Raw genomic sequence first — 25476 nt, 5'->3', positions numbered from 1 at the left:
TATGGGAAACTTTACTTTTGAGGAAATGAACCTGATGTGCATTTACAATACCGGCAGCCGCACCGGACTGATCGACAGCCTGCGTGAGATGCGCGGCGAGCTTTCGCCGGAGGAAACAGAACTGAGAGAGCTAACCGACAGCGCCCTTACGAAGCTCTGTGCGATGACCGATGAGGACTTTGCCGAGTTGGAGCTGTACCCCGATTTTGACCAGTAAACCTAAAGCTGTTCTTTGTGGGGACAGAAAGCTATTTATTCTACTATTTTTTCAAGTAGAGTTTTACAAAAAAAGGATGTAACTCCTTGACAAGATGATGTATAATGTACTTTATGTAAATTAGAAAGCACTAGGGAGTTTTAGAAATATGAAAAAGCTAATAGAAGTATCATTAAAATCTATCATTTTCTTTGTTGGATGGGCAATTTGCGCATCAGTTATACCAATTCCTGAGATTGACAATGCAGCGCTGTGGAGATTTTTTGCAGAACTAATACCGTTTTTGGCGATTGTTGTTATGACCGTTATTTTTTGGTTTGTAGATCGTAAAAAAACCAAGTTACATCTCGCACAACGCCCCGTCTATAACAGTTTATTAGGAGGGGTAGTGGGACTAAGCTGGTTAGGTATATCTGTCGGTATTTTGCTTTTTGCCGGGTCTGCACGGATAGAAGATACTAATCATATTTCTATGCTCTGGCTCTGGATACTATCAGCCTTTATCAACACAATTATGCAGGAAATGTTAGTTCGTGGTTATCTATATCAGATGATAAAGAGAAACTACAATGTAGTTGCGGCAACTGTTGTGTCTACCATGCTATTTACTTTGGCACATGGAGGTGCTTTTGAAGCAGGAATTCTCCCTGTTTTGAATGTTTTGACAATGAGTTTGTTTATGACAGCAGTTTTGGAATATACAAATTCTTTGATTGCACCTATAATCATTCATTTTCTCTGGAATAGTGTAGGAGCAATTATTTTGGGAGGAGTATCACTTGCAGAGGACTATCCGCATTTGTTTAATATGACATTCGGTGGCGATCAACTGCTATCTGGTGGAATTTATAAAATTGAAGGCAGTGTTGTAGTATTTGTTTTGAATGTGCTTATGATAATTGGATTTATTGTGGCAAAGAAAAAGAAGAATATTGCATGAGAAGCCACAAAGTAGCAAGCAGGAAATCGTTCAGGTTTCCTGCTTTTCTTTTACCCAAAACCGAAAGGAGGACAGAATACCATGCCAACCAAAGCTGAACTATATGCACAGATGGCGGACAAAGTGGCAACACAGCTCACGGGGAGCTGGCAGGAATGGGCAGGGTTTCTCACTACTGCTTCCCGCCTTTACAAGTACCCGTTCCATGAGCAGCTGATGATCTATGCCCAGCGACCGGATGCCACCGCCTGTGCGGAGTACGATTTGTGGAATGAAAAGATGGGCCGTTATGTAAGGCGCGGTTCCAAGGGAATCGCTCTGGTGGATGATTCCGGGGACAGACCTCGCCTGCGTTATGTCTTTGACATTTCCGACACCGGAACCCGTGAACATTCCCGCACTCCCTGGCTGTGGCAGTTGGAGGAGCGCTATCTGGATTCCGTGCAGGCCATGCTGGAGCGCACCTATGATGTTTCCGGTGAGGATCTTGCCGGACAGCTCACCGAGGTAGCCGGAAAACTGGCCGAGGAATACTGGACGGAGCATCAGCAGGACTTCTTCTATATCGTTGACGGTTCCTTTTTGGAGGAATATGATGAGTATAACATCGGAGTGCAGTTCAAGGCAGCCGCCACCGTCAGCATCACTTACGCTTTGATGTCCCGCTGTGGACTGGAGCCGGAACGCTACTTCGACCACGAAGATTTCATGGCGATCTTTGATTTCAACACCCCGTCCACCATCGGGGCGCTGGGAACAGCGGTCAGCCAGATCAACCAGCAGGTGCTGCGGCAGATCGGCGTTACCGTCCGAAATGCAGAGCGCGAAGCCAACCAAGAAAGGAGCAAGCAAGATGAACAATCCCATGACCTACATCCAGAACGGAGACTATCAGATTCCCGACCTGAAGCTGAGCCAGCAGCCGGAGAAACCCCTGGGCAAGTACGGCAGGATGAGGAAAACCTACCTGAAGGAACACCGTCCCATCCTCTACAACCAGATGTTGCTGAGCGAGAAGCTGTACCCGCACCTCATCGAGATCGACGAGACCGCCCAGAGCAGACTGGAACAGATGATGCTCCAGCTGGCGAAGGAAGCGGGAGCCACCGAGGAACTGAAAGCCAGCGATCCCATGAAGTGGGTGGGCCTGATGAACACCTGCAAAGCCCAGGCAGAGGAGATCCTGATGGCGGAGCTTATCAACAGCTGACCCTAAACCTGTTCCTCTCCGAAGCGGAGCAGATCCAATCCATAGATGAAGCAGAGAATGTAGCGCATACATCCTCTGCTTTTTCTTTTGCCCAAAATGATATTGACCATGTGCTGCGTTTGGGAGGCAATACAGATCGTCAGAGGGAGCGTGTGGTTGCAGCATTTGAAAAGCAGAAAACCACCGCTGAGATTGCCGAGATACTGAAAACGCTGTACCACGGCGGCAACGGCCTTGGCAGCGTGAGCGTATGGTATGCCGAGGATGGCATCCATCTTTCCCACGGGAAGTCTGTCCGTTATGACAGGTCTGCCCAGGTCATTTCCTGGGAGAGTGCCGCAGAGCGCATCGGGGAACTTTTGGAAAGTGGCCAGTTTGCCTCCAATGTGGAGCTTGCAGAAGCGGCAGGCTATGAACGCTCCCTCCTTGCAGAAAAACTTTGGCATCTGTACCACGATTTCAGCGATAAAGCCAGAGATTCCGGGTATCTGTCCTGTCTGTCCGGTATTCAGAGAACCGGGTTCCCGGAAGAAACTGCATGGCTTGCCGAGCAGCTGAGTGACCCGGCTTTCCGCCAGACCCTCAAGGAAGAATACGCCGCCTTCTGGACTGCCTATCAGCAGGACCGTGACCTGTTGCGCTTTCATTACCATAGGCCAAGGGAAATTTGGGAGAACCTGAAGGATCTTGACCTGCCACGCAGAACTTTTTCTTCGGACCTTTCCCAAGTGCCAACCGTCCAGCATTTCATTACCGAGGATGAGATCGACGCCGCCATGACCGGCGGCAGCAGTTTTGCCGGAGGAAAGGGCCGTATCTATGCGTTCTTCATGGAAAACCATACGGATAAGGAAAAAGTGAGATTCCTTAAAGACGAGTATGGCATTGGCGGACGCTCTCATGCCCTGTCCGGCGCAACACACAGCGGCGAAGATCACGATGGGAAAGGACTGCACTATAAAAAGCAGGACTGCCCGGATGTTCACTTGAACTGGGAAAAGGTTGCCAAGCGCATTACTTCACTTGTCCAGAAAGGCCGCTATCTTACCGAACAGGAACAAGCGCAGTATGACAAGATCCAGGCTGAAAAGGATCTGGCAGAAGAAGATGCCATTCATGCCCAGCAGCCGGAGATAGAGGAAGAAACGCCAAAGCCTACCCTTCGGGAGCAGTTTGAGCAGTATAAGCCTGTGGTGACTGCCGCCATATCTGAGGATGTGGCATATCGAAATGCCTGCGGTCATTCCGACCGTGAAAATGCTGTCATCGAGGGCAATGCCGCTGTGCGCCGTGCGGTTCTTGGCTCTAAGGATATGGAGCTGATTCGGCTCTATTCCGATGTGCCGGAGTTCCGTCAGCGTCTGCACCGGGAAGTGATCGACGAGACCTATCCAAAGCTCCATGAGCTTCTGCGCCCTCTTTCTCAGGAGGATATTGATACCGCCCTTTGTGCATGGAACGGCAATATTGAGAGTAAACACGCTGTTGTCCGCTATATGAAAGACCATGCAAGAGAAAAAGATACCGCCGCATGGCTGGCTCAGGAATACGGCGGCAGTAACAGCAACAGCCTGTTTGTTGTCCGTGCCGGCAGCCCGGAGGAAACGCAGCTGCCCTGGCCGAAGGTACAGCGCAGGCTTGCCCAGCTCATTCAGGAGGAACGGTTCTATACCGAAGAAGAACAGGATCGTTTTGACAACATCGACCCAATCGCCATCCGGGAAGCTCTGGAGGAAAGAGGGATTGTCAACGGCCAGGTGGCAGACCCGGAAAAACTGGACAATGATCCGTTTATCCAACAGGTGAGGTCAGATGCAGAGCAGATTGCAGATGCCGAGACAGAGCAGACTTCCGAAGTTTCCATTTCCGATGAGGAATATGACGCAGTTCGCCGCCCAATTCCGCAAAGAACCTCCTATGACCCAGCCGCCCCGGTCTATGCCGTGGGCGATACCGTGTATATCGAGGATGACGCCTATCAGATCACCGAGCTGCGGGAGGACACCGTACAGCTTCTGCCCACCGGGATGGTATATCCCATCTACCGGGCAGAGCGCAAAGAACAGTTCGAGCAGCTGCTTCGGGCAGACCGCCGCAATGCTTACTATACCGAGTTTCTTCCTATTGACCCGGACAAGGCAGAACAAGACTTGCGGGATGTATTGGCTCATGGACTGATGGATGAAGCGGATAAAAAGCAGATTTCCACGCTGCTGCAATCCGGCAGGAGCAACAGCGAGATCGCCTACTGGCTGAGCAGAGCCTATTCCGGTGAGATTGAGACACTGAATCTGGAGACCGGCGATATTGTCGATTACCGTACCACGGCACAGGGCATAGAACTGGAAGTCATGGATGCAGAGGAAAAGCGTCTGGCTATGCTGTATTTCCGCTGGGATGAGGTTGCGTCTTTGCTGCGCGGGATGTATGCCCGTCAGCAGGACGGTTTTGGACAGGAACAGCCCCAACCGGCTACCGAATCCCCGACCTTCCATTCCGAGACCATGGCCGTCTATCCGGGCGATAAGAACAATCTGCCTTATGATGTGGTGGTGGAACGACTGCATATCGAGGAGCCGGAGCCGCCAGCCCCTGTGACTGAGCCGGAGAAAACCTTTGAGGAAGTGCTGGACGAACACCCGGTTTCCATTCAGGTCAATGGCCAGTGGCAGACCTTTCCCAATGCCAAAGCTGCCGAGGAAGCCTCCTATGAGGAATACAAGGCTAACCTGCGCCGCAATGCAAAAAACTTCCGCATTACAGATGAGCATTTGGGTGAGGGCGGTCCGAAAGCCAAGTTCCAGGCAAATGTCAATGCGATTCGTTTGCTGAAAGAGCTGGAAGCTGCCGGACAGCAGGCAAGCCCCGAACAGCAGGAGGTTCTTTCTCGATATGTGGGCTGGGGCGGTCTCTCTGATGCGTTTGACCCGGAGAAACCGGCATGGGCTTTAGAGTATGCCCAGCTGAAAGAGTTGCTGACCCCGGAGGAATATGCCGCCGCCAGAAGCTCTACCCTCAATGCCCATTACACCAGCCCTACGGTTATCCAGGCAATCTATGAAGCGGTGGGGCGCATGGGCTTTGAAACCGGAAATATTTTGGAGCCATCTATGGGTGTGGGCAACTTCTTCGGTATGCTGCCGGAGGAAATGAGAAACAGCCGTCTATGCGGTGTGGAGCTGGACCCGATTTCCGGGCGCATCGCAAAGCAGCTCTATCCCAAGGCGGACATCACAGTAGGCGGCTTTGAGACCACTGACCGCCGGGACTTCTTTGACCTTGCCATCGGCAATGTGCCTTTCGGTCAGTATCAGGTCAATGACAAAGCCTACAACAAGCTGAATTTCAACATTCATAATTACTTTTTCGCCAAAGCACTGGATCAGGTGCGTCCCGGCGGTGTGGTAGCTTTTGTGACCTCCCGCTATACCATGGACGCCAAGGATTCCACCGTGCGCCGTTATCTTGCCCAGCGTGCCGAGCTGCTGGGAGCGATCCGTCTGCCTAATGACGCGTTCAAAAAGAATGCCGGTGCCGAGGTTGTATCGGACATTATCTTTCTCCAAAAGCGGGACCGTCCGCTGGACATCGTGCCGGAATGGACCCAGACCGGACAGACGGAGAACGATTTTGCCATCAACCGGTATTTTATCGACCACCCGGAAATGGTGCTGGGCAGACAGGAGCCGGTAAGCACTGCTCATGGTATGGATTACACCGTGAACCCCATTGAGGGATTGGAGCTTTCCGACCAGCTGCATGATGCTGTGAAGTATATTCATGGCACTTATCAGGAAGCAGAGCTGCCGGAGCTGGGCGAAGGCGAAGCCATTGACACCTCCATTCCTGCCGACCCCAATGTGAAGAACTATTCCTATGCCATTGTAGACGGACAGGTGTACTACCGGGAAAACAGCCGTATGGTGTGCCCTGACCTCAACGCTACCGCCGAAGCCCGTGTGAAAGGTCTTGTGGGACTGCGGGATTGTGTGCAGGAACTGATCGACCTTCAGATGGACGCAGCGGTTCCGGACAGCACCATTCGGGAGAAGCAGTCGGAACTGAACAGCCTCTATGACAGCTTTTCTGCCAAATACGGTCTCATCAATGACCGTGCAAACCGTCTGGCCTATGCAGATGATTCTTCCTATTACCTGCTCTGTGCGCTGGAAGTCATCGACGAGGACGGAAAGCTGGAACGCAAGGCGGATATGTTCACCAAACGGACCATCAAGCCCCATCAGGCGGTGGCTGTGGTGGATACGGCAAGTGAAGCACTGGCGGTGTCTATCTCGGAAAAAGCCTGCGTGGATATGAGCTATATGAGCCGGCTGACCGGAAAAACAACAGAAGAACTGGCGGGAGAACTGCAAGGCGTGATCTTTCGTGTACCGGGAAAGTTGGAGCAGGACGGATCGCCCCATTATGTGACTGCCGATGAATACCTTTCCGGCAATGTGCGCCGCAAACTGCGTCAGGCACAGCGGGCGGCAGAACAGAACCCGGCCTATGCGGTCAATGTGGAAGCCCTTACTGCCGCCCAGCCCAAAGACCTGGATGCGTCGGAGATTGAGGTGCGTCTGGGTGCTACATGGATCAACAAGGAATATATTCAGCAGTTTATGTATGAAACCTTTCGTACCCCGTACTATCTCCAGCGCAGCATCGAGGTCAATTACTCGTCCTTTACCGCTGAATGGCAGATTACAGGAAAAACTTCTGTTCCTTATAGCGATGTAGCTGCCAATACCACCTATGGAACCAGCCGTGCCAATGCCTACAAGATCTTGGAGGACAGCTTAAACCTGCGTGATGTGCGAATTTATGACACCATTGAGGATGCGGACGGAAAAGAACGCCGGGTTCTTAATGCTAAGGAGACCACCCTGGCCGCTCAAAAGCAGCAGGCTATCCGGGAAGCATTCAAAGACTGGATCTGGAAAGACCCGGAGCGCCGCCAGACTCTGGTGCGCCAGTACAACGAGGAAATGAACTCCACCCGTCCCCGCGAGTATGATGGCAGCCATATCACTTTTGGCGGCATGAACCCGGAAATTACCCTGCGGGAACATCAGCTGAATGCCATTGCCCATGTGCTGTATGGAGGGAATACCCTGCTGGCACACGAAGTGGGAGCGGGAAAAACATTTGAAATGGTGGCCGCAGCGATGGAAGCCAAACGACTGGGCTTATGTCAGAAATCTCTCTTTGTGGTGCCAAATCACTTGACTGAGCAGTGGGCGTCGGAGTTTCTGCGCCTCTATCCTTCCGCCAACATCTTAGTCACCACCAAAAAGGACTTTGAGACCCATAACCGCAAGAAGTTCTGCGCCCGTATTGCGACCGGGGACTATGACGCCATCATCATGGGACACAGCCAGTTTGAGCGCATCCCCATCAGCCGGGAGCGTCAGGAACGGCTTCTCTATGAACAGATCGACGAGATCACCGAGGGGATCGCAGAGGTGCAGGCCAGCGGCGGCGAGCGTTTTACCGTCAAACAGCTGGAGCGTACCCGTAAGTCTCTGGAAGCCAGACTGGAAAAGCTGCAAGCCGAGGGGCGAAAAGACGATGTGGTAACCTTCGAGCAGCTGGGTGTGGACCGGCTGTTCGTGGACGAGGCCCACAACTATAAAAACCTGTTTCTATACACAAAAATGCGGAATGTGGCAGGCTTATCCACATCGGACGCGCAGAAATCCTCCGATATGTTTGCCAAGTGCCGCTATATGGATGAGATCACCGGAAACCGTGGCGTGATTTTTGCCACCGGAACCCCGGTCAGCAACTCCATGACCGAGCTTTACACCATGCAGCGTTACCTTCAGTATGAACGCCTGCAAGAGCTGAACATGACCCACTTCGACTGCTGGGCTTCCCGATTTGGGGAGACCGTCACAGCATTGGAGCTGGCACCGGAAGGCACCGGCTACCGGGCAAGAACGAGATTCAGCAAGTTCTTTAACCTGCCGGAGCTGATGAACCTGTTCAAAGAGGTGGCCGACATTAAGACTGCCGATCAGTTAAATCTCCCTACCCCGGAAGTGGAGTACCACAACATCGTGGCTCAGCCTACTGAACATCAGCAGGAAATGGTCAAAGTCCTTTCGGAGCGCGCATCGCTGGTACACAGCGGCAGCGTTGACCCGTCCCAGGACAATATGCTCAAGATTACCTCGGATGGCCGTAAGCTGGGGCTGGACCAGAGAATCGTCAACCAGATGCTGCCGGACGAACCCGGAACAAAGGTCAATCAGTGTGTGGAGAACATCATGCAGATCTGGCGGGATGGCGAAGCTGACAAGCTGACCCAGCTGGTGTTTTGCGACATTTCTACACCACAGGCAAAAGCCCCTGCAAGCAAGGCAGCAAAAACACTGGATAATCCACTGCTTCATGCACTGGAAGGCGCTGTGCCTCTGCCAGAGCAGGAACCGGCCTTTACGGTATATGACGATATTCGTCAGAAACTCATTGCCCAGGGGATGCCTGCCGACCAGATCGCTTTTATCCATGAAGCCAACACCGAGGTGCGGAAAAAGGAGCTGTTCTCTAAAGTCCGTACCGGTCAGGTGCGTGTGCTTATGGGCAGCACCGCCAAGATGGGCGCAGGCACTAATGTGCAGGACCGTCTGGTGGCACTTCATGATCTGGATTGTCCGTGGAGACCTGGAGACCTTGCCCAGCGAAAGGGCCGTATCGAGCGCCAGGGCAACCAGAACCCCCTTGTTCATGTGTACCGCTATGTGACCGAGGGAACTTTCGACGCCTATCTGTGGCAGACGGTGGAGAATAAGCAGAAATTCATCAGCCAGATCATGACTTCTAAATCGCCGGTGCGCTCCTGCGATGATGTGGATGAAACAGCCCTCAGTTTTGCTGAGATCAAGGCTCTGTGTGCCGGAGATCCCCGTATCAAAGAGCGTATGGATCTGGATGTGGAGGTGTCCCGACTGAAGCTGATGAAAGCCGACCACCAGAGCAAGCAGTATCGTCTGGAGGACCAGCTGCTCAAATACTTTCCGGAGGAGATTGAAAAGCACAAGGGCTTTATCAAGGGCTTTGAATCTGACCTGGAGGTTTTGGCAGCTCACCCGCACCCGGAGGACGGCTTTGCCGGTATGGAGATCCGTGGAGACCTGCTGACCGATAAGGAAAATGCCGGTGCAGCCCTTTTGGATGCCTGCAAGGAGGTCAAAACCTCCGATCCGGTGCAGATCGGCAGCTACCGGGGCTATGCCATGTCTGTGGAATTTTCTGCTTGGAAACAGGAATATACGCTCCTGCTAAAAGGACAGATGACCCACCGGGCAACCCTTGGTACAGACCCTCGCGGAAATCTTACCCGTATCGACAATGCCCTCGCCCAGATGCCGCAGCGTCTGGAGGCAGCAAAGGCACAGCTGGATAACCTCTATCAGCAGCAGGCTGCCGCAAAGGAGGAAGTCGGAAAGCCATTTCTTTATGAAGAAGAACTGAGAAGCAAAAACGCCCGTCTGGTGGAGCTGGATACCCTGCTCAACATCGACGGAAAGGGACAGGCACGCGCTGAAGCTGTTGTTGCCAAAAGCAAACGGCCTTCGGTGCTGGATCATCTGAAACGCCCGGTGCCGCCCCGTAGTACAGACAAGAAACCAAAACAGCATGAGGAGGTGCGATAACATGAATACCAACGATCTGAATACGGCTCTTTATGAAAAGATGGCCGCTGAGCAAGACAAATACAGGGACTGGCTGAAAAGCCAGCCCCCGGAAGAAATCCTGCACCACACCTATGAGTATACGGTCCGTGAAGACATCGTGATGGCGATGGAGGAACTGGAGCTGACCGATGCCCAGGCCCAGGCGCTTTTGGAATCTCCCTCGCCGCTGGCAGATGTGTACCACTATTTTGAAAAGCTGGAGACCGGCTATATGGATGTGATCCGAGACAGTATTGAAAGCCGAGCCAATGAGGTATGCAAAGAACCAGAAGAACTTAATCCCATGGTAGTTTATCTTCATTCTGCTTCATACGCGACTAAGCATGGAGAAACAGACGCATACTGGCTTTCTGACCAGGCAAATTTTTCTTGCAAAGTTGCCATTGAACAGGCAATCAGTGCCCATTATAGGGATAACAGGCTGGATACTGCTTCTGCGGTGCAAGAGATTTTGGAGGAATTTGGAGCAGAGCGGATGAACTTTATTCTCGCCAATACGATTCAGCATAAGGATGCAGATGGGCGGATCTCTTGTGATAACAAAGCATGGGCAAAGACCATTCCAATGCCGGAGGATAGTGCCACTTCCCAGCAATGTGTCGATCTGATAGTGGATCGAGTCAATCCGGGACTGGTGGATCTGTTTACAAGACAGGCTCGAAAGACCGTTCAGGAGAAAGAAAAAGGCTCTGTCCTGCAAAAGCTCAAACAGGAGCTGCCTGTCCATAAGCCTGCCGCCCCAAAGAAACGAGAGCCGGAGCGATAACTATGGCAAAGCGTAAGCGGGATGTTCCGGTTTTGTTTTGGGTGTCCGCAGAGGAACTGGAGATAATCCATCAAAAGATGCAGCAATACGGAACAGAAAATCTGAGTGCTTATCTGCGGAAAATGGCGCTGGATGGGTATGTGGTCAAGCTGGATCTGCCGGAGCTGAAGGAGCTTGTTTCCCTGATGCGCCGAAGCAGCAACAACTTAAACCAGCTGACCCGCAAAGTGCATGAGACTGGGCGGGTTTACGATGCTGACTTGGAGGATATATCCCAGCGACAGGAACAGTTGTGGGAGGGTGTGAAGGAAATCCTTACCCAGCTTTCTAAACTTTCATAACAGGGATAGATACTCCATTTGCGGAGGGAGGAACGGCGTTTCTTCGCCGCACCTCCCTCCGCTTTTTCTTTTTGCCGGTATCCTTGTCTTTTGCCTATCCGTACCGGATAATATGAGTAGAATAAAAAGTGAAGCAAAGGAGTGAAAACAGATGCTGACCTTTGAAAAAGTGTTAGAGATTTTTGCAGACTACCTGACCGCAGATGAAACCACCGAAGTTTATATCAGCCGCCATGGAGGTGTAAGGGTTGAATTTGATCAAGACTTTCACTATTGCACCGGAGAGGTGTGCCATACTCCCAAGGAACTGTTCGACCTCTTAGCCGATGATTACCGGACTTATCTGGAGATTGAACTGACCAAAGGAAAACGGGAAGTGACGGAAGATGATGAGAGAGAAGCGGATGCCCTGTGCAAACGGCATCTGGAGCGTTGGAAGGAGGAACTGGAATGAAGATTTTGAGGTGCCTGCTGATGATCGTAACTGCACCGGTCATTTTGGTGCTGACGCTTTTTGTCTGGCTCTGCATGGGGCTGATTTACATATCTGGTCTGGTGCTTGGTCTGCTCAGCACGGTAGTTGCTCTGCTTGGTGTGACTGTGCTGATTACCTATTCTCCGCAGAATGGTGTGATTTTGCTGGTTATGGCATTGTTGATTAGCCCGATGGGGTTGCCGCTGGCTGCGATTTGGCTGCTGGGCAAGGTGCAGAGTTTGAAATTTGCCATTCAGGATTGGGTTTATGGATAAAATCAAGCATAACAATGGGGAAAGTTAGAGAGGAATATTTCCTTATATATGAAAATAGGAGCAGGACAAAGGAAGTTTTTCCGATGTCCTGCTTCTTGCTTATTTGCCTTTGATAGCGATATATTTTTGATTTTTGCTTTTGGGTTTATCCAGTAAAGTCATTTTAAGCATTCCGCTATCAAGCAGTGGGCGTAGGTATTTCTGAGTGAAATTTTTTGTGTTTTTATATCCACAATGTTCTGCGATTTCTGCCTTTGAGAGAGGCTCCACACAAAATGCAAGAATTGCATCATGGGTCTTATCATGGGTTGCATCATGGGTCCTATCATGGGTTGCATCATGGGTCTTTTCTTGTGGACCAACTTTTTCAACCGCAACCGGAGTGAGCGGAATGACTGTACGGAACACATCACCCTCTATAGCTCTGCAATCTGTTGCTGGCGAGAAAAATTTAGGTTTATATGTTTCTGAATATCCAGGCAGTTTTTCAGTCTCACTGCCGATTTATTTGTTGGACTATCTTTCAGCGAAATTAACTGATGAGTTTGGAAAAGGTTTTGACAAATCAAATATTCGCAAGATGAGGCAGTTCTACTGTACATTCCCAATTCGAGACACACTGTGTCTTGAATTGAGTTGGTCACATTATCATCTTTTGATACGTGTAGCAGATGAACAGACACGAACCTTTTATGTGGAAGAATGCTTAAGGTCTGTGTGGAGCGTCCGACAGTTAGAACGGCAGATCGGCACGATGTACTATCAGAGAATAAATAAGAGCAACAGGGTGTCGGGATTTTCCCCGATACCCTGTTACTCTATCTCATAATCGTCGCTGTCATTTGCTTCACCTGTTGTACAGGTAAAGCATAGGTTGCTACCAGTGATGGCACTTCCCGCCGCCCAAATCGGCGCACCACAGATCATACATTTTGCACCGTTTTTCTTGGCAGTAAGTGTGTCATTCAGCGTTTTTATCAGTTCCTTTTTTCGATAGCCTTTATTATTCTTCATGACCATACTGGCAAACGCTTCAACAGAAATTGGTTGCATTATTGGGTTATACCTCCTTAAAGCATTTGGGAAATTATGCTTGTGTTTTCGGGGTTAGGCGGTCATATTGGATGATGGTCTCTCCGGTAGTTAAATTCTTTTTTTCTTTATAGAGCATGGTATAGCGCGGCTGTCCCTCTGTGTAATCTTTCTTCTCTTTCGGGAAGAAAGACCGACAGAAATATTTTCCGGTGTCCTTGTGTTCTGCAATAAAAATGTAAATGTCGCTGTTTTCCAACGGAGTTGATAATAAATAGTCCGCTTCAATTAAAGAAAATTGATTCAATTTTGCATTGTAACGGAATACTAGACGGTTATCGTCTAGGAGTTGTTCAATCAAAGCCAACGGTTCAAAGCGATTTTCAATTTGAGGCAGATAACGGCTTTTCGCTAAAGTCTCATAGGTGGTGCTTCCGATTATGATTTCATCAAATACAGAGCCACGATTTTGTTTTGCTATCCGCAAATCTTTTAGTTTTCCAAGCCCCATCAGATGATGAAAGTCCAATTTGGAAAAGCCAATCACTAACTCTACGGTTTTTCCCTTTCGGCCAATAATAATTCGATACTGTATCTCCAATAATTTTTCAAATGCTTTTGCACACTTTTGTAATTTATCCATAAAACCTCTCTGTCCATAAAGAAAGCCGCCCTGCAATGCAAGGCGGCTTTGAGCATTTTCTTTCGGCTTTGCAGCCTACTCCGGTTTGAGGTTACTGCACAACCCCTACTGAAAGCTCTGCATAACAAGGCATCCCGGTACGCTATTATGCTTCAACGCTTTGGCAGACACACGCCGTTGCCCACCTTGTACTATTATTATATGCAACTTTAGAAAATATGTCAATCCCCATGAAAAATCAAAAAATATCTTCTCGGAGTATGAGAAAGGAGGTCCCTTCTATGGCAACAACAAGAATTATGCCACTTCATGTCGGCAAGGGCCGCACAGAAAGTCGGGCGATCAGTGACATCATCGACTATGTGGCCAATCCAAAGAAAACAGATAACGGCAGACTCATTACCGGCTATGCGTGTGACAGCCGGACTGCGGATGCGGAGTTCCTTCTGGCAAAGCGACAGTACATTGCCGCTACCGGACGAGTGCGCGGTGCGGATGATGTGATTGCCTATCATGTGCGCCAGTCCTTCCGCCCCGGTGAGATTACCCCGGAAGAAGCAAACCGGCTGGGTGTGGAATTTGCCAAGCGTTTTACCAAAGGCAATCATGCCTTTGTGGTTTGTACTCACATAGACAAATCGCACATTCACAATCACATTATCTGGTCATCGGTCAGCTTAGAATATGACCGGAAATTCCGAAACTTTTGGGGCAGCACCAAAGCGGTTCGCCGGTTAAGTGACACCATTTGCATTGAAAATGGACTGTCCATTGTAGAGAATCCGAAACCTCACGGAAAGAGCTATAACAAATGGTTGGGCGATCAGGCAAAGCCCTCTCACCGAGAGCTGCTGCGTGTGGCGATTGACAACGCATTATCACAAAGTCCTGCTAATTTTGAGGAGCTGCTGAAGCTGCTGCAAGAGTCTGGCTGTGAAGTATCAAAGCGCGGGAAATCGTATCGCCTGAAGCTCCCCGGCTGGGAGAAAGCCACCCGCATGGACAGTCTGGGTGAAGGATATGAATTGGAAGATTTGCAGGCAGTTCTTTCCGGTAAGAAAGCGCATACCCCACGAAAGAAAACAGTCACACAGGCAGAGCCGCCGAAGGTCAATCTGCTGGTGGACATTCAGGCAAAATTGCAGGCAGGAAAAGGTGCTGGCTATGCGCGTTGGGCTAAGGTTTTCAATCTGAAACAAATGGCACAGACCATGAATTACCTGTCAGAGAACAATCTGCTGGAGTATGCGGTTTTGGAAGAAAAGGCTGCGGCTGCCACGGCACATCACAATGAGCTTTCGGCGCAGATTAAAGCGGCTGAAAAACGCATGGCAGAGATTGCTGTTCTGCGTACTCACATTGTAAATTATGCCAAGACCCGTGAGGTCTATGTGGCATACCGCAAGGCAGGCTACTCTAAGAAATTCCGGGAAGAACATGAGGAAGAAATTCTGATCCACCAGGCGGCAAAGAATGCCTTTGATGAGATGGGTGTCAAGAAGCTGCCCAAGGTCAAAGAGTTGCAGACAGAGTACACGAAATTGCTGGAAGAAAAGAAAAAGACCTATGCCGAGTACCGGCGTTCCCGTGAGGAAATGCGGGAGCTTTTAACGGCAAAGGCCAATGTGGATCGGGTCCTGAAAATGGAGGTAGAACAGGATGTTGAAAAAGAAAAAGACCACGGCCAGCGGTAAGCTGGTCCTGGTCAAAAGCGTTCGCAGAACGCGCAGCCACAGAATGAAATTCTGTGTTCAAAGGGGCTTGGGGGCGCTGCCCTCAACAAGCAAGCGGAGAGGAAAATCACGGAGGGATTTTGCACTCTGCGGGTCGGTGTGTATTAACACCGGCATTGCTTGCCTCTTTTTACCCGGAAATGAAAGGAGCCAGTGAGGAAACAGTCAAATTTCACTCACCGGCTCAATTCGTTTCAAATTTCTCGGATAGTTCTGTTAGTTCTTTCGCGGTCTCCTGCGTATGGTGCAAGAGGGTTTCACGCATTTCTGACGGACAGCTGCAATAAAGCATCTTCATCTGACTGGCTCCCTCATCTTCTGGAGAAACATCTGGATTGATCAGATCGTCCAGAGAGATCGGAAGCACCTTTGCCAATGCCTTCAAAATCAAATAGGATGGATTTATTTTTCCTTTTTCTATTTTTGCAATTTGCTTGATAGATACATGGCTCAGATCCGCAAGTTCTTGTTGTGTCAGGTCTTTTTTCTTTCGGGCTTCCCGCATTTTTTGCCCCAAAGCGGTCAAATCATCAATCGGCATAATCGTTCACCTCAAATATATTCTATCGTGCCGATTTGCACAAAGGAATAACCTTATTATATCGGTCGATAGGCTTGATTATGCCGATTTCTTGAAAGCAATATTTCTATACACTTGTATTGTTCGAGTATAAGAACTATAATGTGTTTTGTGGAGGTGCAAGATGGATTATATGACATTAAAAGAGGTCGCCAAGAAGTGGGGCGTGACACCTCGTAGAGTAAATTATTATTGTGCTGGTGAGCGCATCCCCGGCGCTGTGAAAATGGCTGGTGTTTGGCTGATTCCTAAAACTGCGGAGAAGCCGATTGATGGCCGGACAAAACAAGGGAAGGAGCTGCGCCATGAATAAAATTTTGATTATAGATGATGACAGAGAACTGTGCGCTTTGATTAAACGTAGCGTACAAGCAGAAAACATAGAAGCTGATTTTTGTAATACCGGAAAAGAGGGCTTGCAGAAATTAAAAGAGCAGGAGTATCAGCTTGTAGTGCTGGATGTGATGATGCCCGGTATGGATGGCTTTGAAACGCTGGAAGAAATCCGCAAAGAGAACAGCCTGCCGATTTTGATGTTTACATCCAAAAATGACAGCATTTCTAAAGTGCGGGGCTTACGGGCCGGGGCGGACGATTATCTGACAAAACCGTTTGATATGGACGAACTGATTGCCCGTATTGCGTCCCTCATTCGCCGCTACACCCGCTTTAATCATCAAGCCGGAGCTGTGCAAAAACTGGATTTTGATGGATTGCAAATTGACCTTGAAAATCGTTCTGTTACGACGGAAAATGGCACTTTTGAACTTCCGCCAAAGGAATTTGATCTGCTCCTGTACTGTGCAAAACATCAAGGGAAAATTTTGACAAAACAGCAGATTTATGAGGAAGTTTGGGGCGAAGAATATTTCTATGATGACAGTAACATTATGGCGATTATCAGCCGGCTTCGTAAAAAAATAGAAGTCAATCCTTCAAGCCCAAAATATATACAAACGGTCAAAGGGATTGGCTACCGCTTTAATAAGGAGGTGTAGCTGGTATGGAAATCATCGTTTTCTTGTCCATTGTGATTGCTGTTGTGGCTGTATTGACTTCCATCGTTCTCGTTCGGCGCGTAAAAAAGCAAATTGCAGAAATGACCGATGCACTGGTTGATGTGAAAAACGGAAATGGCAACCGGCGTATTCTGTCTGCAACAAATGAACTGACCGCACCTCTTGCCTATGAAATCAATGAAATCGTTGTGTCCTATGAAGGCAGACTTTCGATTGTACGGCAGACAGAAGAAACCAACCGCCAGCTTATGACGAGCCTTTCCCACGATGTTCGGACGCCCCTTACCACTCTGATTGGGTATCTTGACGCTGCACACAAAGGACTGGTCACAGGAAAAGACCGGGATGATTATATCGAAACCGCCCACCGGAAAGCTCACGATCTGAAAGAATATATTGATGTACTCTTTGACTGGTTCAAGTTAAATTCCAACGAGTTTGCTTTGGAGATCCAGAGCATTGAGGCCGCAGAGCTGACAAGAAATATCCTGATCGACTGGATACCGATTTTTGAGGATAAACAGGTTGATTATGACATTGATATTCCCGAACAGCCTGTCCGGGTAAGATTGGATATGGACAGCTATATGAGGATCATCAATAATCTCATTCAAAATGTAATTGCTCACAGCCATGCGGACAAAATTAAAATTGCCCTGTCAAAGCAGGGAAATCACATGGAGCTGCTGCTGGCGGATAATGGTGTGGGGATTGAAAAAGACGATTTGAAACACATTTTTGAACGGCTTTATAAATGTGATAAAGGACGCTCCGAAAAAGGCAGCGGACTTGGCCTTTCTATTGTCCATCAGCTTGTAGAAAAGATGGGTGGAAGCATAACAGTTGAAAGTTTTCCGGGAGAAGGAACTGAATTTATGTTGCTTTTTCCTTTGGAGATTTAAGCGGGTTCCCGTCTTTATGGCGGGAACCTTTGTCATTTTTGCCGGATTTCAAATTGCAAGGTTAATGCAAGGTTGCGGCAAGGTTAATGCAAGGTTGGCGTGATAGAATACCTTACAGAACAGGAGGTTTTGAATATGGATACCAATTACATCATTGAAACAAAAAATCTGACGAAGCAATACGGCTCGCAAAAGAGTGTGGCTGACTTAAATATCCATGTGAAGCGTGGGAGAATTTATGGTCTGCTGGGCAGAAACGGAGCCGGAAAAACTACTACCATGAAAATGCTGTTGGGCTTAACGAAGCCGACTTCTGGGGAGGTCAAAATCTGGGGAAAGTCTTTACAGGGGAATGAAAAGAAGCTGTTGCCCCGTATTGGCAGTCTGATTGAGTCCCCTGGCTTTTATCCCAATCTGACCGGCACAGAGAACCTGCGTATCTTTGCTACTCTGCGGGGCGTACCAAACAATCATGCCATCAAAGACGCTCTGGATTTGGTAGGATTGCCTTACAAAGATAAAAAGCTCTTTTCACAGTATTCTCTTGGTATGAAGCAGCGGCTTGCTATCGCCCTTGCTGTTATGCACGATCCGGAACTTTTAATTTTGGATGAGCCGATCAACGGTCTCGATCCCATCGGTATTGCAGAAGTACGATCCTTTATTCGGGAGCTTTGCGACGCAAGAGGAAAAACCATTTTGATTTCCAGTCACATTCTTTCGGAGATTTCCTTGCTGGCTGACGATATTGGAATTATCGACCACGGCGCATTGCTGGAAGAAGAAAGCCTTGCTGAGTTGGAGCAAAAAAGCAGTAAGCATATCCGGTTTACACTCTCTGATACTGCGCAGGCGGCAAGAATTTTGGAACGAAATTTCCATGAAAACCATTTTTCCATACAGGACGACCACAATCTGCGCCTGCACAACCTTGATCTGCCTGTGGGGAAAATTGTAACTGCCTTTGTAGAAAACGGATTGGAGGTATCGGAGGCGCATACTTGTGAGGAAAGTCTTGAAGATTACTTCAAGCGTGTGACAGGGGGCGAAGGAATTGCTTAAACTAATCAAATGCGAATTTTTGAAATTGAAACGGAAGAAATTTATTCCGCTGATTATTCTGGCTGCTTTCCTGTTTCCACTCCCGCTGACTTATCTGATGACAACGCCCTCTATGATGGAGCGATATACAGATCGGGCAGATGCTTTTGACGGACTATTTAACATGGTGTTGGGATATGGTATCCAGTTTTTACTGCCCTGCATTATCGGAGTGATTGCCGCTATCCTGTTCTTTATGGAACGCGACAACGATACATTCAAAAATCTGCGTACAATTCCCGTAACCAGCACGCAAATGGTGCTTGCAAAGATTATTGTCCTCTTTCTCTTTGGAATTGTTTTTTGTGTGGCTTCCACCATTGCGACAATTCTTTGCGGATTTGGAACATTAGAAGTTTATGGAATAGGCTATAAATTGTTTTTAGCGGTTGAAACAGGAATTTTCATTACGGCGGGAACACTCCCGTTGATTGTCCTTGTTGTCTTTTTCAGTAAGACCTATGTATTTTCCATTTTGCTGTGTGTCTTTTACAGCGTCCTGAACATGAGTGCTACGGCTTTGTTTGACACACTTCCTAAAACTATGTTATGGCTTCTGCCCACGCCACTGACTACATTTTGGAGTGCAGGAGATATGGCGGCTCATGGAATAAAAATGGACTTGGAGCAAATGACAGGGCTAATTCCTTCAACCTTTCAAGTTGTATTCATTCTTGGGATCATGGCAATCGTTTCGTTCTTACTGATTGACAGATTATATAAGCAGAGGGGGGAATAAACATGGTTCGCATTGTAAAAACAGAATTTTATAAATTGAAAAGGTATCATATTCTTTGGGCGGGTGTTGCGCTCATGCTCCTATCCGTCCTGCTGACTTTGTTTACCTCTATGGCGAATGATGGTTCTGTTTGGGATTTCGCCTATCTTACAGAACAGGTCATCAAAAACAATATGTCCATGATTTTTCCGATGTGTATCAGCCTAATTGCTGGATATATGATTTCTCGTGAGCAGACGGATGACACATTGAAAAATATTCTAACTGTGCCGATCTCTTTTAAGAAACTGCTGACCGGAAAATTGATTGTGTGCGGCGTATTGTCTATTATTTTTGGACTGATATGCAGCCTGTTTACAATCATTGCAGAAATGATTGTGGGATTTCCCGGCTTTAAGGTTTCCTTAGCTCTAAAAGCGATTTTGCAGATTACCGCGGTTAATTTCTTTTTATATCTTGCGGTTCTGCCGATTATCGCCCTTACTTGTCGGAGGGCAGGCAGCTTTTTAGTTGGTGTAATCATTGCTTTTGTCTATGGATATGGAGGGATGTTTGCCGCAGGAAATATGACATTAGCAAACCTTTATCCGATTACCGCAAGTCTCGGAATGGTAGGCTACCGTAGCTATGATACCGCAGTCAACTGGAATATCGGAACCTGTTCTTGCAGTCTTGTGCTTGCTGTTGTTATTTCTGCCATCTTGATTTTGTGCATGAAAGAGCGAGAAGCAACCCAAACAAAGAAAAAGGCCAAAAAGGTAGCACCAAAGAAAGGCTGGTGATGATTTTATGAAGAAAATAGTTTTAGCATTGGCATTTGTTCTTTTGGGAAGTTTTATGATTTCTGGCTGTTCAAAAGATGAAATTCTCGATCATTATAATAATATCGTTCAGTCGGCTGGAGCCATAGAACTTACAGGAAAGTTATCTTTGGAAGGAACAAAAGAAAAAGGGATTGATGATTATACGGGAACTTATACGGCTGATTATGAGAATTTTTCAGATACAGAGTATTTGTTCGGAGGAACTTCCATAAAGAGAGAAGCCGGTAAGGAGTTGTCTATTGATTGCACTTTGGAGATTATGGAAGGTACTGCAAAAGTATTTTGGATTTCTGGATCTGATGAAGCAGTCACTTTGATTGAAGCAACCGGAACTTATAGCGACACAATTACACTTCCTGATGGTGGAAATTATATCGGCATTGAGTGTGAGGACTTTACTGGAAACATTGAATTGAATATTGAATAACATTCTGCCGGACGACGGCAAAAGAAAAAAAGCCGTCGTATAGCAGACACATTTCCACGCGCCTATGAAGCGGCGGCTTTGAGAAGATCAGAGCCGCCGTTTCTTTTTGATTTTCAGACTGATTCTCATGCAATCAGGAGGGCGGTATATGGGAGGATACCGCCATGTCAATTTTCGTCATTCATAGCACCCATGAGCTGCACCAATTAAAAAAAGCCTTGCCCCTCCTCCGGAGAGGTATGACTTCCTATCGGCATTATCGTTCCATCTAAATCAGCAAAATAGTAGGTGCTTTTGTCGTGCCAGTTTCTCATTGTGGGGAGCTGGCGTTTTTTATTGTCGATTTTTCAGGAAAGCTCCTGAAGTATGTCGCTGCCGATCCCCGCCTCCTTTCGATTCACTCGTCAATCGCCCGTGAATTGAAATGGAGGTACATAATGAAGAAAGTCAATCTTAGGGACTTATATCCCGATATTTATAAAAATGATTACTTTGTAGAAGTAACAGAAGATGTGCTGGAGACGATCCGAACCGCTGAGCGTGCGGAAGCTGCTTATGACCGGAGGATGTATCGCTATAAGGCGTACTACTCCCTGGACTGCGACAACGGCATTGAAAATGCGATTCTGATGAAGCCCCAGACACCGGAAATGCTTCTGGAGGAAAAGCAGCTGCGGGAGCAGCTTTATGCCGCTGTGATGGCTCTGCCGGAGAAGCAGGCTAAGCGGATCTATGCCCGGTATTACCTGGGTATGCGCGTGAGTGAGATCGCCGCAGCGGAGGGTGTAGACCCAAGCCGTGTCCGTGACAGTATCCGGCGCGGTCTGAAGCAACTGGCAAAGTATTTTTAGGATAGAATAGCAATGGGCGTAAGGTCTCAAAGTGCTTCTGGCACAGGGCCTTGCGCCCCATTTGCAAGCTTGTATTCTTCGAGCAAAGGAAATATAATAAACCATATTGGGGGGAAACTATATGGATTATATGACGCTGAAAGAAGCAAGTGAAAAATGGGATGTTACCCCAAGTCAGATCAATTATTTATGCGCCGGAGGGCGTATCCCCGGCGCTGTGAAAATGGCTACCATTTGGCTGATCCCGAAAGAGGCAGAACAACCAATGGATAGGCGCTATAAAGTATTAGGAAAATCTTAATAATTTCTCATGTAAATCATTGAGAATGAAAACTTTATTCCTGCTATACTTAATCAAATAAGAAGTCAAAAAGGAGTTGAAAAAATATGTCTGAAAAGATATTAGTGATAGATGATGAACGGGATATAGCAAACTTGTTAGAAGTCTATCTGCAAAATGAAAACTACATTGTTTATAAATATTACTGTGCTAAGGACGCAATGCCATGTATTGAAAACGAAGATATTGATCTTGCCATTTTGGATGTCATGCTCCCGGATATGGACGGCTTTTCTCTGTGCCAGCTTATTCGTGAAAAATATACTTATCCCATTATTATGCTGACAGCTAAAATTGAGGAAACGGATAAGATTACAGGACTGACATTAGGAGCAGATGATTATGTGACAAAACCGTTTCGGCCTTTGGAAGTAGTTGCCAGAGTGAAAGCACAACTGCGACGTTACAAAAAATATTCTCCTGCCACAAGTGTAGAAAAAATACAGCCGGAACTTTCATACAATAAATTGCGATTGAACACACAGACTCATGAATGTCTATTGGATGGTGAAAATGTGTCACTGACTCCGACCGAGTTTTCAATTCTTAATGTTTTGTTGAAAAATGCCGGAACAGTTGTAAGCATTGAAGATTTATTTCATGCAGTATGGAAAGATGAATATTATTCCAAAAACAGTAGCACTATCACAGTGCATATCCGGCATTTGCGTGAAAAGTTAAAAGATACTTCTGATACTCCAAAATACATTAAAACAATTTGGGGAGTCGGCTATAAAATTTGAAAGGAGAACACATGAAAGAAAAGCAAAAATTTTTTGTGCCAGTTCTTTTTTTGATTTATCTGGCACTTTTGGTTTGGATAATATTATTCAAGTTGCAATTCAATATCAATGATTTAGACACGGTAAGAAGTATAAATCTAATCCCGTTTTATTACGACAAGGAAATTGGAACAGCATTTCACCTAAAAGAAGTGCTTGAAAATCTTTTGATTTTCGTTCCGATGGGTATATATCTGCAAATGCTTCTGCCTAAATGTCGGTTTCATGGTAAACTGATTATCATTGCTGGAACAAGCCTGCTGTTGGAAGGGGCTCAATATGTTTTAGCAATCGGACGGTCTGACATCACCGATCTGATTACAAATTTCATGGGTGGCCTTTTAGGACTTGCTCTATATGGTATGATGGCTCGATTGCTTAAAAACAGAGAAACAGCAGATAAACTATTTTTCATTCTGGCTGTTATTGTAAGTGTCGTTGTTGTTGGATTTTTGGCATTTATTTTGTTTTTGAATTGATAGGAGGTGCGCCATATTGAATAAAAGAACGACTACGGAAAAGCGGCTTAGTGTGCACTTGTACCTGTCATTGGTTTTATATACTGTGGTGGGATTTGGACTGGTTATCCTGCTAGATTACATTTTTTCAAAATTCAATAACAGTATCTTATCGTGGCTCTATTTGCGTATTGATGCGATTCTCATTATCTACTTGATAATAGGTTTTGTTTGCATTTTTAATTATTTCTGGAAAAAACCGTGGGGATATTTGGACGAGGTAATTTCCGCAACACAAACTGTTTATGAACAGAATGATCATGCGGTGGCTTTATCGGAACCACTTAAAGAGTTGGAAAACCAGCTAAACCAAATCAAAATGTCTGTTCTATTAAGTAAACAGGCGGCAAAACAAGCCGAGGATAAAAAGAATGAAATTATCATGTATCTGGCCCATGACATACGAACCCCATTGACAACGGTAATCGGTTATTTGAGCTTGCTCCATGAGGCCCCGGATATGCCTGAAAATCAAAAGGAAAAGTATATCAAGGTGGCACTTGATAAAGCAGACCGTCTTGAAAAACTTATCAATGAACTGTTTGAGGTAACAAAATACAACGCACATACGGTTGTACTGAAAAGGGAAACCGTAGATTTACACTGTCTAATTGCACAGGTGATCGACGAAATATACCCAACGCTGTCCGCCAATGGCAATACGGTGGTTTTCAAAGCGGATGATGATTTGTCTGTAACCGGCGATCCTGAAAAACTGGCAAGAGTGTTCAGTAATCTTTTGAGAAATGCGGCTGCATATAGCTACTCCAAAACAGAAATTAGCATATCAGCAAAGAAATCTGACCGTAATATTCAAATCATTTTTGAAAATCATGGCAAGACAATTCCACCGGAGCAGCTTGATAGCATATTTGAAAAATTCAGCCGTTTGGATGAAGCACGGCTTTCTGATACAGGCGGTGCAGGATTAGGGCTTTCGATTGCCGAAGAAATCATACATCTGCATGGCGGTACGATTACTGCTTCCAGTAAAAATGAAACTATTTCCTTTATGATTATGTTGCCTATTTCAGCTTAGGAAAATTAGAACCTAATCTTAGGAATTACTTAGGAATTTTCCTGCACAATCTTTGAGATTGTTCTGCCCTTGTTCGGTACAATGGTTACTGAACAAGGGCAGATTTTTGTTTAAGCGAAAGGAGCAAATTTATGGAACTGAAAATTGAACACATAAGCAAGCGGTTTAAAGATAAGATGGCTGTTGATGATGTTAGCCTTACATTGACAACCGGCGTATGGGGGTTGTTGGGAGCAAACGGAGCTGGTAAAACTACACTTATGCGGATGATTGCGGATATTATGGAACCGAGCAATGGGAGCATTTCTTTTGACGGAGAAGATATTCGCAAGATGGGTGCAAATTACCGCAATATCTTTGGCTTTTTGCCACAGGATTTTGGCTATTCCCGCGATTTCACGGTCAAGGATTATCTAGAATATATCGCTGCATTAAAGGATGTGTCGCCCAGAGAAACCACAAAGAAAATCAACCAGCTACTTGATATTCTTACCCTCTCCGATGTGAAAGGAAAAAAGATTGCCAAACTATCTGGCGGTATGAAACGTCGTGTGGGAATTGCACAGGCTATGCTGAATGACCCTAAAATCCTTGTTATGGATGAGCCAACGGCAGGACTTGATCCCGGAGAAAGGGTGCGGTTTAGAAACTTCATTTCAGAATTTTCACATAACCGTATTGTTCTGATTTCCACCCATATTGTTTCTGATATTGAATATATCGCAACTCGTAATGCGATTATGAAAGCTGGAAAAATTATTGATGTGGGAACGACAAACGAGTTGGTAAAACAGATTGAGGGTAAAGTATGGAGTTGTGTAATTCCTGCCCATAAGATGATGGACTATGAAATGCGTCTGAGGATTATCAATCAGCGAGGCGAGGACAATAATCAAATATCTATCCGTTATCTCGCGGATCATTCCGAGGTAAAGGGTTCCATTCCTGCGGAACCACGTTTGGAAGATTTGTATTTATGGCTGTTTCCACAAGAAGATGTCGAAAGGGAGGGAAAATAA

28 protein-coding genes are annotated in these 25476 nt (G+C 46.9%); 23 read left to right on the top strand and 5 right to left on the bottom strand.

Features of this window, described 5'->3' with window-relative positions; genetic code table 11:
* Nucleotide 1 precedes the first annotated feature (1 nt).
* Together ACSAMP_RS00590 and ACSAMP_RS00585 are read left to right on the top strand one after the other, a co-directional pair.
* Nucleotides 2-217, top strand: a complete 216-nt coding sequence (locus ACSAMP_RS00590) for a transposon-transfer assisting family protein (RefSeq protein ID WP_177675512.1) — start codon at nucleotides 2-4, stop codon at nucleotides 215-217.
* A 148-nt stretch (nucleotides 218-365) separates the two neighbouring features.
* Nucleotides 366-1157, top strand: coding sequence for a CPBP family intramembrane glutamic endopeptidase (locus ACSAMP_RS00585; RefSeq protein ID WP_177675514.1), 792 nt, complete (start codon nucleotides 366-368; stop codon nucleotides 1155-1157).
* A 99-nt stretch (nucleotides 1158-1256) separates the two neighbouring features.
* Here ACSAMP_RS00585 and ACSAMP_RS00580 read toward each other — a convergent pair whose 3' ends face one another.
* On the bottom strand, nucleotides 1257-2024 hold the full coding sequence (locus ACSAMP_RS00580; protein ID WP_457799208.1) for a hypothetical protein: 768 nt from the start codon (nucleotides 2022-2024) through the stop codon (nucleotides 1257-1259).
* Between ACSAMP_RS00580 and ACSAMP_RS00575 the strand changes: the two genes are divergently transcribed.
* The 6 genes from ACSAMP_RS00575 (at nucleotide 2011) to ACSAMP_RS00550 (ending at nucleotide 11927) form a co-directional block, all read left to right on the top strand.
* The gene (locus tag ACSAMP_RS00575; RefSeq protein ID WP_118615424.1) at nucleotides 2011-2367 is read left to right on the top strand and encodes a TnpV protein; all 357 of its coding nucleotides are present in this window, start codon (nucleotides 2011-2013) and stop codon (nucleotides 2365-2367) included. The two genes, ACSAMP_RS00580 and ACSAMP_RS00575, sit on opposite strands and share 14 nt — an antisense overlap.
* Nucleotides 2368-2519: 152 nt before the next feature.
* Nucleotides 2520-10028, top strand: coding sequence for a helicase-like domain-containing protein (locus ACSAMP_RS00570; RefSeq protein WP_457799207.1), 7509 nt, complete (start codon nucleotides 2520-2522; stop codon nucleotides 10026-10028).
* Entirely contained in the window at nucleotides 10012-10836 is an 825-nt protein-coding gene (locus tag ACSAMP_RS00565) for a DUF3848 domain-containing protein (RefSeq protein ID WP_457799206.1), read from the top strand. The genes ACSAMP_RS00570 and ACSAMP_RS00565 overlap by 17 nt, the downstream gene beginning before the upstream one ends.
* Nucleotides 10833-11177: a plasmid mobilization protein gene (locus tag ACSAMP_RS00560; protein ID WP_457799221.1), complete on the top strand. Its 345-nt coding sequence runs from the start codon at nucleotides 10833-10835 to the stop codon at nucleotides 11175-11177. The genes ACSAMP_RS00565 and ACSAMP_RS00560 overlap by 4 nt, the downstream gene beginning before the upstream one ends.
* Before the next feature lie 151 nt (nucleotides 11178-11328).
* The gene (locus tag ACSAMP_RS00555; protein ID WP_032542092.1) at nucleotides 11329-11631 is read left to right on the top strand and encodes a hypothetical protein; all 303 of its coding nucleotides are present in this window, start codon (nucleotides 11329-11331) and stop codon (nucleotides 11629-11631) included.
* On the top strand, nucleotides 11628-11927 hold the full coding sequence (locus ACSAMP_RS00550; protein WP_032542093.1) for a CD1845 family protein: 300 nt from the start codon (nucleotides 11628-11630) through the stop codon (nucleotides 11925-11927). Before ACSAMP_RS00555 ends, ACSAMP_RS00550 begins: the two co-directional genes overlap by 4 nt.
* 99 nt (nucleotides 11928-12026) lie before the next feature.
* On the opposite strand, the gene ACSAMP_RS00545 is transcribed toward ACSAMP_RS00550, so the two are convergent.
* Nucleotides 12027-12335: a Fic family protein gene (locus tag ACSAMP_RS00545; RefSeq protein ID WP_457799205.1), complete on the bottom strand. Its 309-nt coding sequence runs from the start codon at nucleotides 12333-12335 to the stop codon at nucleotides 12027-12029.
* On the opposite strand from ACSAMP_RS00545, the gene ACSAMP_RS00540 reads away from it, so the two are divergent.
* Nucleotides 12319-12756, top strand: a complete 438-nt coding sequence (locus tag ACSAMP_RS00540; protein ID WP_236731275.1) for a DUF1016 N-terminal domain-containing protein — start codon at nucleotides 12319-12321, stop codon at nucleotides 12754-12756. The two genes, ACSAMP_RS00545 and ACSAMP_RS00540, sit on opposite strands and share 17 nt — an antisense overlap.
* On the opposite strand, the gene ACSAMP_RS00535 is transcribed toward ACSAMP_RS00540, so the two are convergent.
* A complete protein-coding gene (locus ACSAMP_RS00535) occupies nucleotides 12741-12980 on the bottom strand; it encodes a hypothetical protein (RefSeq protein WP_270438263.1) in 240 nt (79 codons plus the stop codon). The two genes, ACSAMP_RS00540 and ACSAMP_RS00535, sit on opposite strands and share 16 nt — an antisense overlap.
* 34 nt (nucleotides 12981-13014) lie before the next feature.
* On the bottom strand, nucleotides 13015-13602 hold the full coding sequence (locus tag ACSAMP_RS00530) for a PBECR4 domain-containing protein (RefSeq protein ID WP_021395508.1): 588 nt from the start codon (nucleotides 13600-13602) through the stop codon (nucleotides 13015-13017).
* A gap of 281 nt (nucleotides 13603-13883) precedes the next feature.
* On the opposite strand from ACSAMP_RS00530, the gene ACSAMP_RS00525 reads away from it, so the two are divergent.
* On the top strand, nucleotides 13884-15296 hold the full coding sequence (locus tag ACSAMP_RS00525) for a relaxase/mobilization nuclease domain-containing protein (protein ID WP_457799204.1): 1413 nt from the start codon (nucleotides 13884-13886) through the stop codon (nucleotides 15294-15296).
* A 223-nt stretch (nucleotides 15297-15519) separates the two neighbouring features.
* On the opposite strand, the gene ACSAMP_RS00520 is transcribed toward ACSAMP_RS00525, so the two are convergent.
* Complete coding sequence (locus ACSAMP_RS00520; protein ID WP_002594747.1) at nucleotides 15520-15876, bottom strand: helix-turn-helix domain-containing protein; 357 nt, start codon at nucleotides 15874-15876, stop codon at nucleotides 15520-15522.
* 163 nt (nucleotides 15877-16039) lie between these two features.
* On the opposite strand from ACSAMP_RS00520, the gene ACSAMP_RS00515 reads away from it, so the two are divergent.
* From ACSAMP_RS00515 to ACSAMP_RS00455, 13 genes are all read left to right on the top strand, one after another.
* The gene (locus tag ACSAMP_RS00515) at nucleotides 16040-16228 is read left to right on the top strand and encodes a helix-turn-helix domain-containing protein (protein ID WP_457799203.1); all 189 of its coding nucleotides are present in this window, start codon (nucleotides 16040-16042) and stop codon (nucleotides 16226-16228) included.
* Nucleotides 16221-16913, top strand: a complete 693-nt coding sequence (locus tag ACSAMP_RS00510) for a response regulator transcription factor (RefSeq protein ID WP_021395504.1) — start codon at nucleotides 16221-16223, stop codon at nucleotides 16911-16913. The genes ACSAMP_RS00515 and ACSAMP_RS00510 overlap by 8 nt, the downstream gene beginning before the upstream one ends.
* A gap of 5 nt (nucleotides 16914-16918) precedes the next feature.
* Nucleotides 16919-17836, top strand: coding sequence for a sensor histidine kinase (locus ACSAMP_RS00505; protein WP_457799202.1), 918 nt, complete (start codon nucleotides 16919-16921; stop codon nucleotides 17834-17836).
* A gap of 135 nt (nucleotides 17837-17971) precedes the next feature.
* Nucleotides 17972-18898, top strand: a complete 927-nt coding sequence (locus ACSAMP_RS00500; RefSeq protein ID WP_007860248.1) for an ABC transporter ATP-binding protein — start codon at nucleotides 17972-17974, stop codon at nucleotides 18896-18898.
* A complete protein-coding gene (locus tag ACSAMP_RS00495; RefSeq protein WP_457799201.1) occupies nucleotides 18891-19676 on the top strand; it encodes an ABC transporter permease in 786 nt (261 codons plus the stop codon). Before ACSAMP_RS00500 ends, ACSAMP_RS00495 begins: the two co-directional genes overlap by 8 nt.
* A 2-nt stretch (nucleotides 19677-19678) precedes the next feature.
* Nucleotides 19679-20458, top strand: coding sequence for an ABC transporter permease (locus ACSAMP_RS00490; protein WP_457799200.1), 780 nt, complete (start codon nucleotides 19679-19681; stop codon nucleotides 20456-20458).
* A gap of 7 nt (nucleotides 20459-20465) precedes the next feature.
* A complete protein-coding gene (locus tag ACSAMP_RS00485) occupies nucleotides 20466-20927 on the top strand; it encodes a hypothetical protein (RefSeq protein ID WP_117502842.1) in 462 nt (153 codons plus the stop codon).
* Between the two features lie 437 nt (nucleotides 20928-21364).
* The gene (locus tag ACSAMP_RS00480; RefSeq protein ID WP_117502843.1) at nucleotides 21365-21778 is read left to right on the top strand and encodes a sigma-70 family RNA polymerase sigma factor; all 414 of its coding nucleotides are present in this window, start codon (nucleotides 21365-21367) and stop codon (nucleotides 21776-21778) included.
* Between the two features lie 121 nt (nucleotides 21779-21899).
* A complete protein-coding gene (locus tag ACSAMP_RS00475) occupies nucleotides 21900-22079 on the top strand; it encodes a helix-turn-helix domain-containing protein (RefSeq protein WP_457799199.1) in 180 nt (59 codons plus the stop codon).
* Nucleotides 22080-22165: 86 nt separating this feature from the next.
* On the top strand, nucleotides 22166-22861 hold the full coding sequence (vanR, locus tag ACSAMP_RS00470) for a VanR-ABDEGLN family response regulator transcription factor (protein WP_117752391.1): 696 nt from the start codon (nucleotides 22166-22168) through the stop codon (nucleotides 22859-22861).
* An 11-nt stretch (nucleotides 22862-22872) separates the two neighbouring features.
* On the top strand, nucleotides 22873-23379 hold the full coding sequence (locus tag ACSAMP_RS00465; protein WP_117752390.1) for a VanZ family protein: 507 nt from the start codon (nucleotides 22873-22875) through the stop codon (nucleotides 23377-23379).
* Nucleotides 23380-23395: 16 nt separating this feature from the next.
* Nucleotides 23396-24457 (top strand): sensor histidine kinase, encoded by a 1062-nt coding sequence (locus tag ACSAMP_RS00460; RefSeq protein ID WP_302471741.1) that lies wholly within the window; start codon nucleotides 23396-23398, stop codon nucleotides 24455-24457.
* Nucleotides 24458-24588: 131 nt separating this feature from the next.
* Nucleotides 24589-25476 carry an ABC transporter ATP-binding protein gene (locus ACSAMP_RS00455; RefSeq protein ID WP_457799198.1) on the top strand — a complete coding sequence of 296 codons (888 nt, stop codon included), beginning with the start codon at nucleotides 24589-24591 and terminating at the stop codon, nucleotides 25474-25476.

This window comes from Flintibacter sp. SJQ-8 (assembly GCF_054108085.1).
Note: the sequence above shows the minus strand (reverse complement) of the source record. Positions and strands in the feature narration are given on the sequence as shown.

Bases quoted from the DNA above. Each gene is read 5' to 3' on its own strand.
- ACSAMP_RS00590 (WP_177675512.1), top strand. From the start codon at position 2: ATGGGAAACTTTACTTTTGAGGAAATGAACCTGATGTGCATTTACAAT.
- ACSAMP_RS00585 (WP_177675514.1), top strand. From the start codon at position 366: ATGAAAAAGCTAATAGAAGTATCATTAAAATCTATCATTTTCTTTGTT.
- ACSAMP_RS00575 (WP_118615424.1), top strand. From the start codon at position 2,011: ATGAACAATCCCATGACCTACATCCAGAACGGAGACTATCAGATTCCC.
- ACSAMP_RS00580 (WP_457799208.1), bottom strand. From the start codon at position 2,024: ATGGGATTGTTCATCTTGCTTGCTCCTTTCTTGGTTGGCTTCGCGCTC.
- ACSAMP_RS00565 (WP_457799206.1), top strand. From the start codon at position 10,012: ATGAGGAGGTGCGATAACATGAATACCAACGATCTGAATACGGCTCTT.
- ACSAMP_RS00555 (WP_032542092.1), top strand. From the start codon at position 11,329: ATGCTGACCTTTGAAAAAGTGTTAGAGATTTTTGCAGACTACCTGACC.
- ACSAMP_RS00550 (WP_032542093.1), top strand. From the start codon at position 11,628: ATGAAGATTTTGAGGTGCCTGCTGATGATCGTAACTGCACCGGTCATT.
- ACSAMP_RS00540 (WP_236731275.1), top strand. From the start codon at position 12,319: ATGACTGTACGGAACACATCACCCTCTATAGCTCTGCAATCTGTTGCT.
- ACSAMP_RS00535 (WP_270438263.1), bottom strand. From the start codon at position 12,980: ATGCAACCAATTTCTGTTGAAGCGTTTGCCAGTATGGTCATGAAGAAT.
- ACSAMP_RS00530 (WP_021395508.1), bottom strand. From the start codon at position 13,602: ATGGATAAATTACAAAAGTGTGCAAAAGCATTTGAAAAATTATTGGAG.
- ACSAMP_RS00525 (WP_457799204.1), top strand. From the start codon at position 13,884: ATGGCAACAACAAGAATTATGCCACTTCATGTCGGCAAGGGCCGCACA.
- ACSAMP_RS00520 (WP_002594747.1), bottom strand. From the start codon at position 15,876: ATGCCGATTGATGATTTGACCGCTTTGGGGCAAAAAATGCGGGAAGCC.
- ACSAMP_RS00515 (WP_457799203.1), top strand. From the start codon at position 16,040: ATGGATTATATGACATTAAAAGAGGTCGCCAAGAAGTGGGGCGTGACA.
- ACSAMP_RS00510 (WP_021395504.1), top strand. From the start codon at position 16,221: ATGAATAAAATTTTGATTATAGATGATGACAGAGAACTGTGCGCTTTG.
- ACSAMP_RS00505 (WP_457799202.1), top strand. From the start codon at position 16,919: ATGGAAATCATCGTTTTCTTGTCCATTGTGATTGCTGTTGTGGCTGTA.
- ACSAMP_RS00500 (WP_007860248.1), top strand. From the start codon at position 17,972: ATGGATACCAATTACATCATTGAAACAAAAAATCTGACGAAGCAATAC.
- ACSAMP_RS00490 (WP_457799200.1), top strand. From the start codon at position 19,679: ATGGTTCGCATTGTAAAAACAGAATTTTATAAATTGAAAAGGTATCAT.
- ACSAMP_RS00485 (WP_117502842.1), top strand. From the start codon at position 20,466: ATGAAGAAAATAGTTTTAGCATTGGCATTTGTTCTTTTGGGAAGTTTT.
- ACSAMP_RS00480 (WP_117502843.1), top strand. From the start codon at position 21,365: ATGAAGAAAGTCAATCTTAGGGACTTATATCCCGATATTTATAAAAAT.
- ACSAMP_RS00475 (WP_457799199.1), top strand. From the start codon at position 21,900: ATGGATTATATGACGCTGAAAGAAGCAAGTGAAAAATGGGATGTTACC.
- vanR (WP_117752391.1), top strand. From the start codon at position 22,166: ATGTCTGAAAAGATATTAGTGATAGATGATGAACGGGATATAGCAAAC.
- ACSAMP_RS00465 (WP_117752390.1), top strand. From the start codon at position 22,873: ATGAAAGAAAAGCAAAAATTTTTTGTGCCAGTTCTTTTTTTGATTTAT.
- ACSAMP_RS00455 (WP_457799198.1), top strand. From the start codon at position 24,589: ATGGAACTGAAAATTGAACACATAAGCAAGCGGTTTAAAGATAAGATG.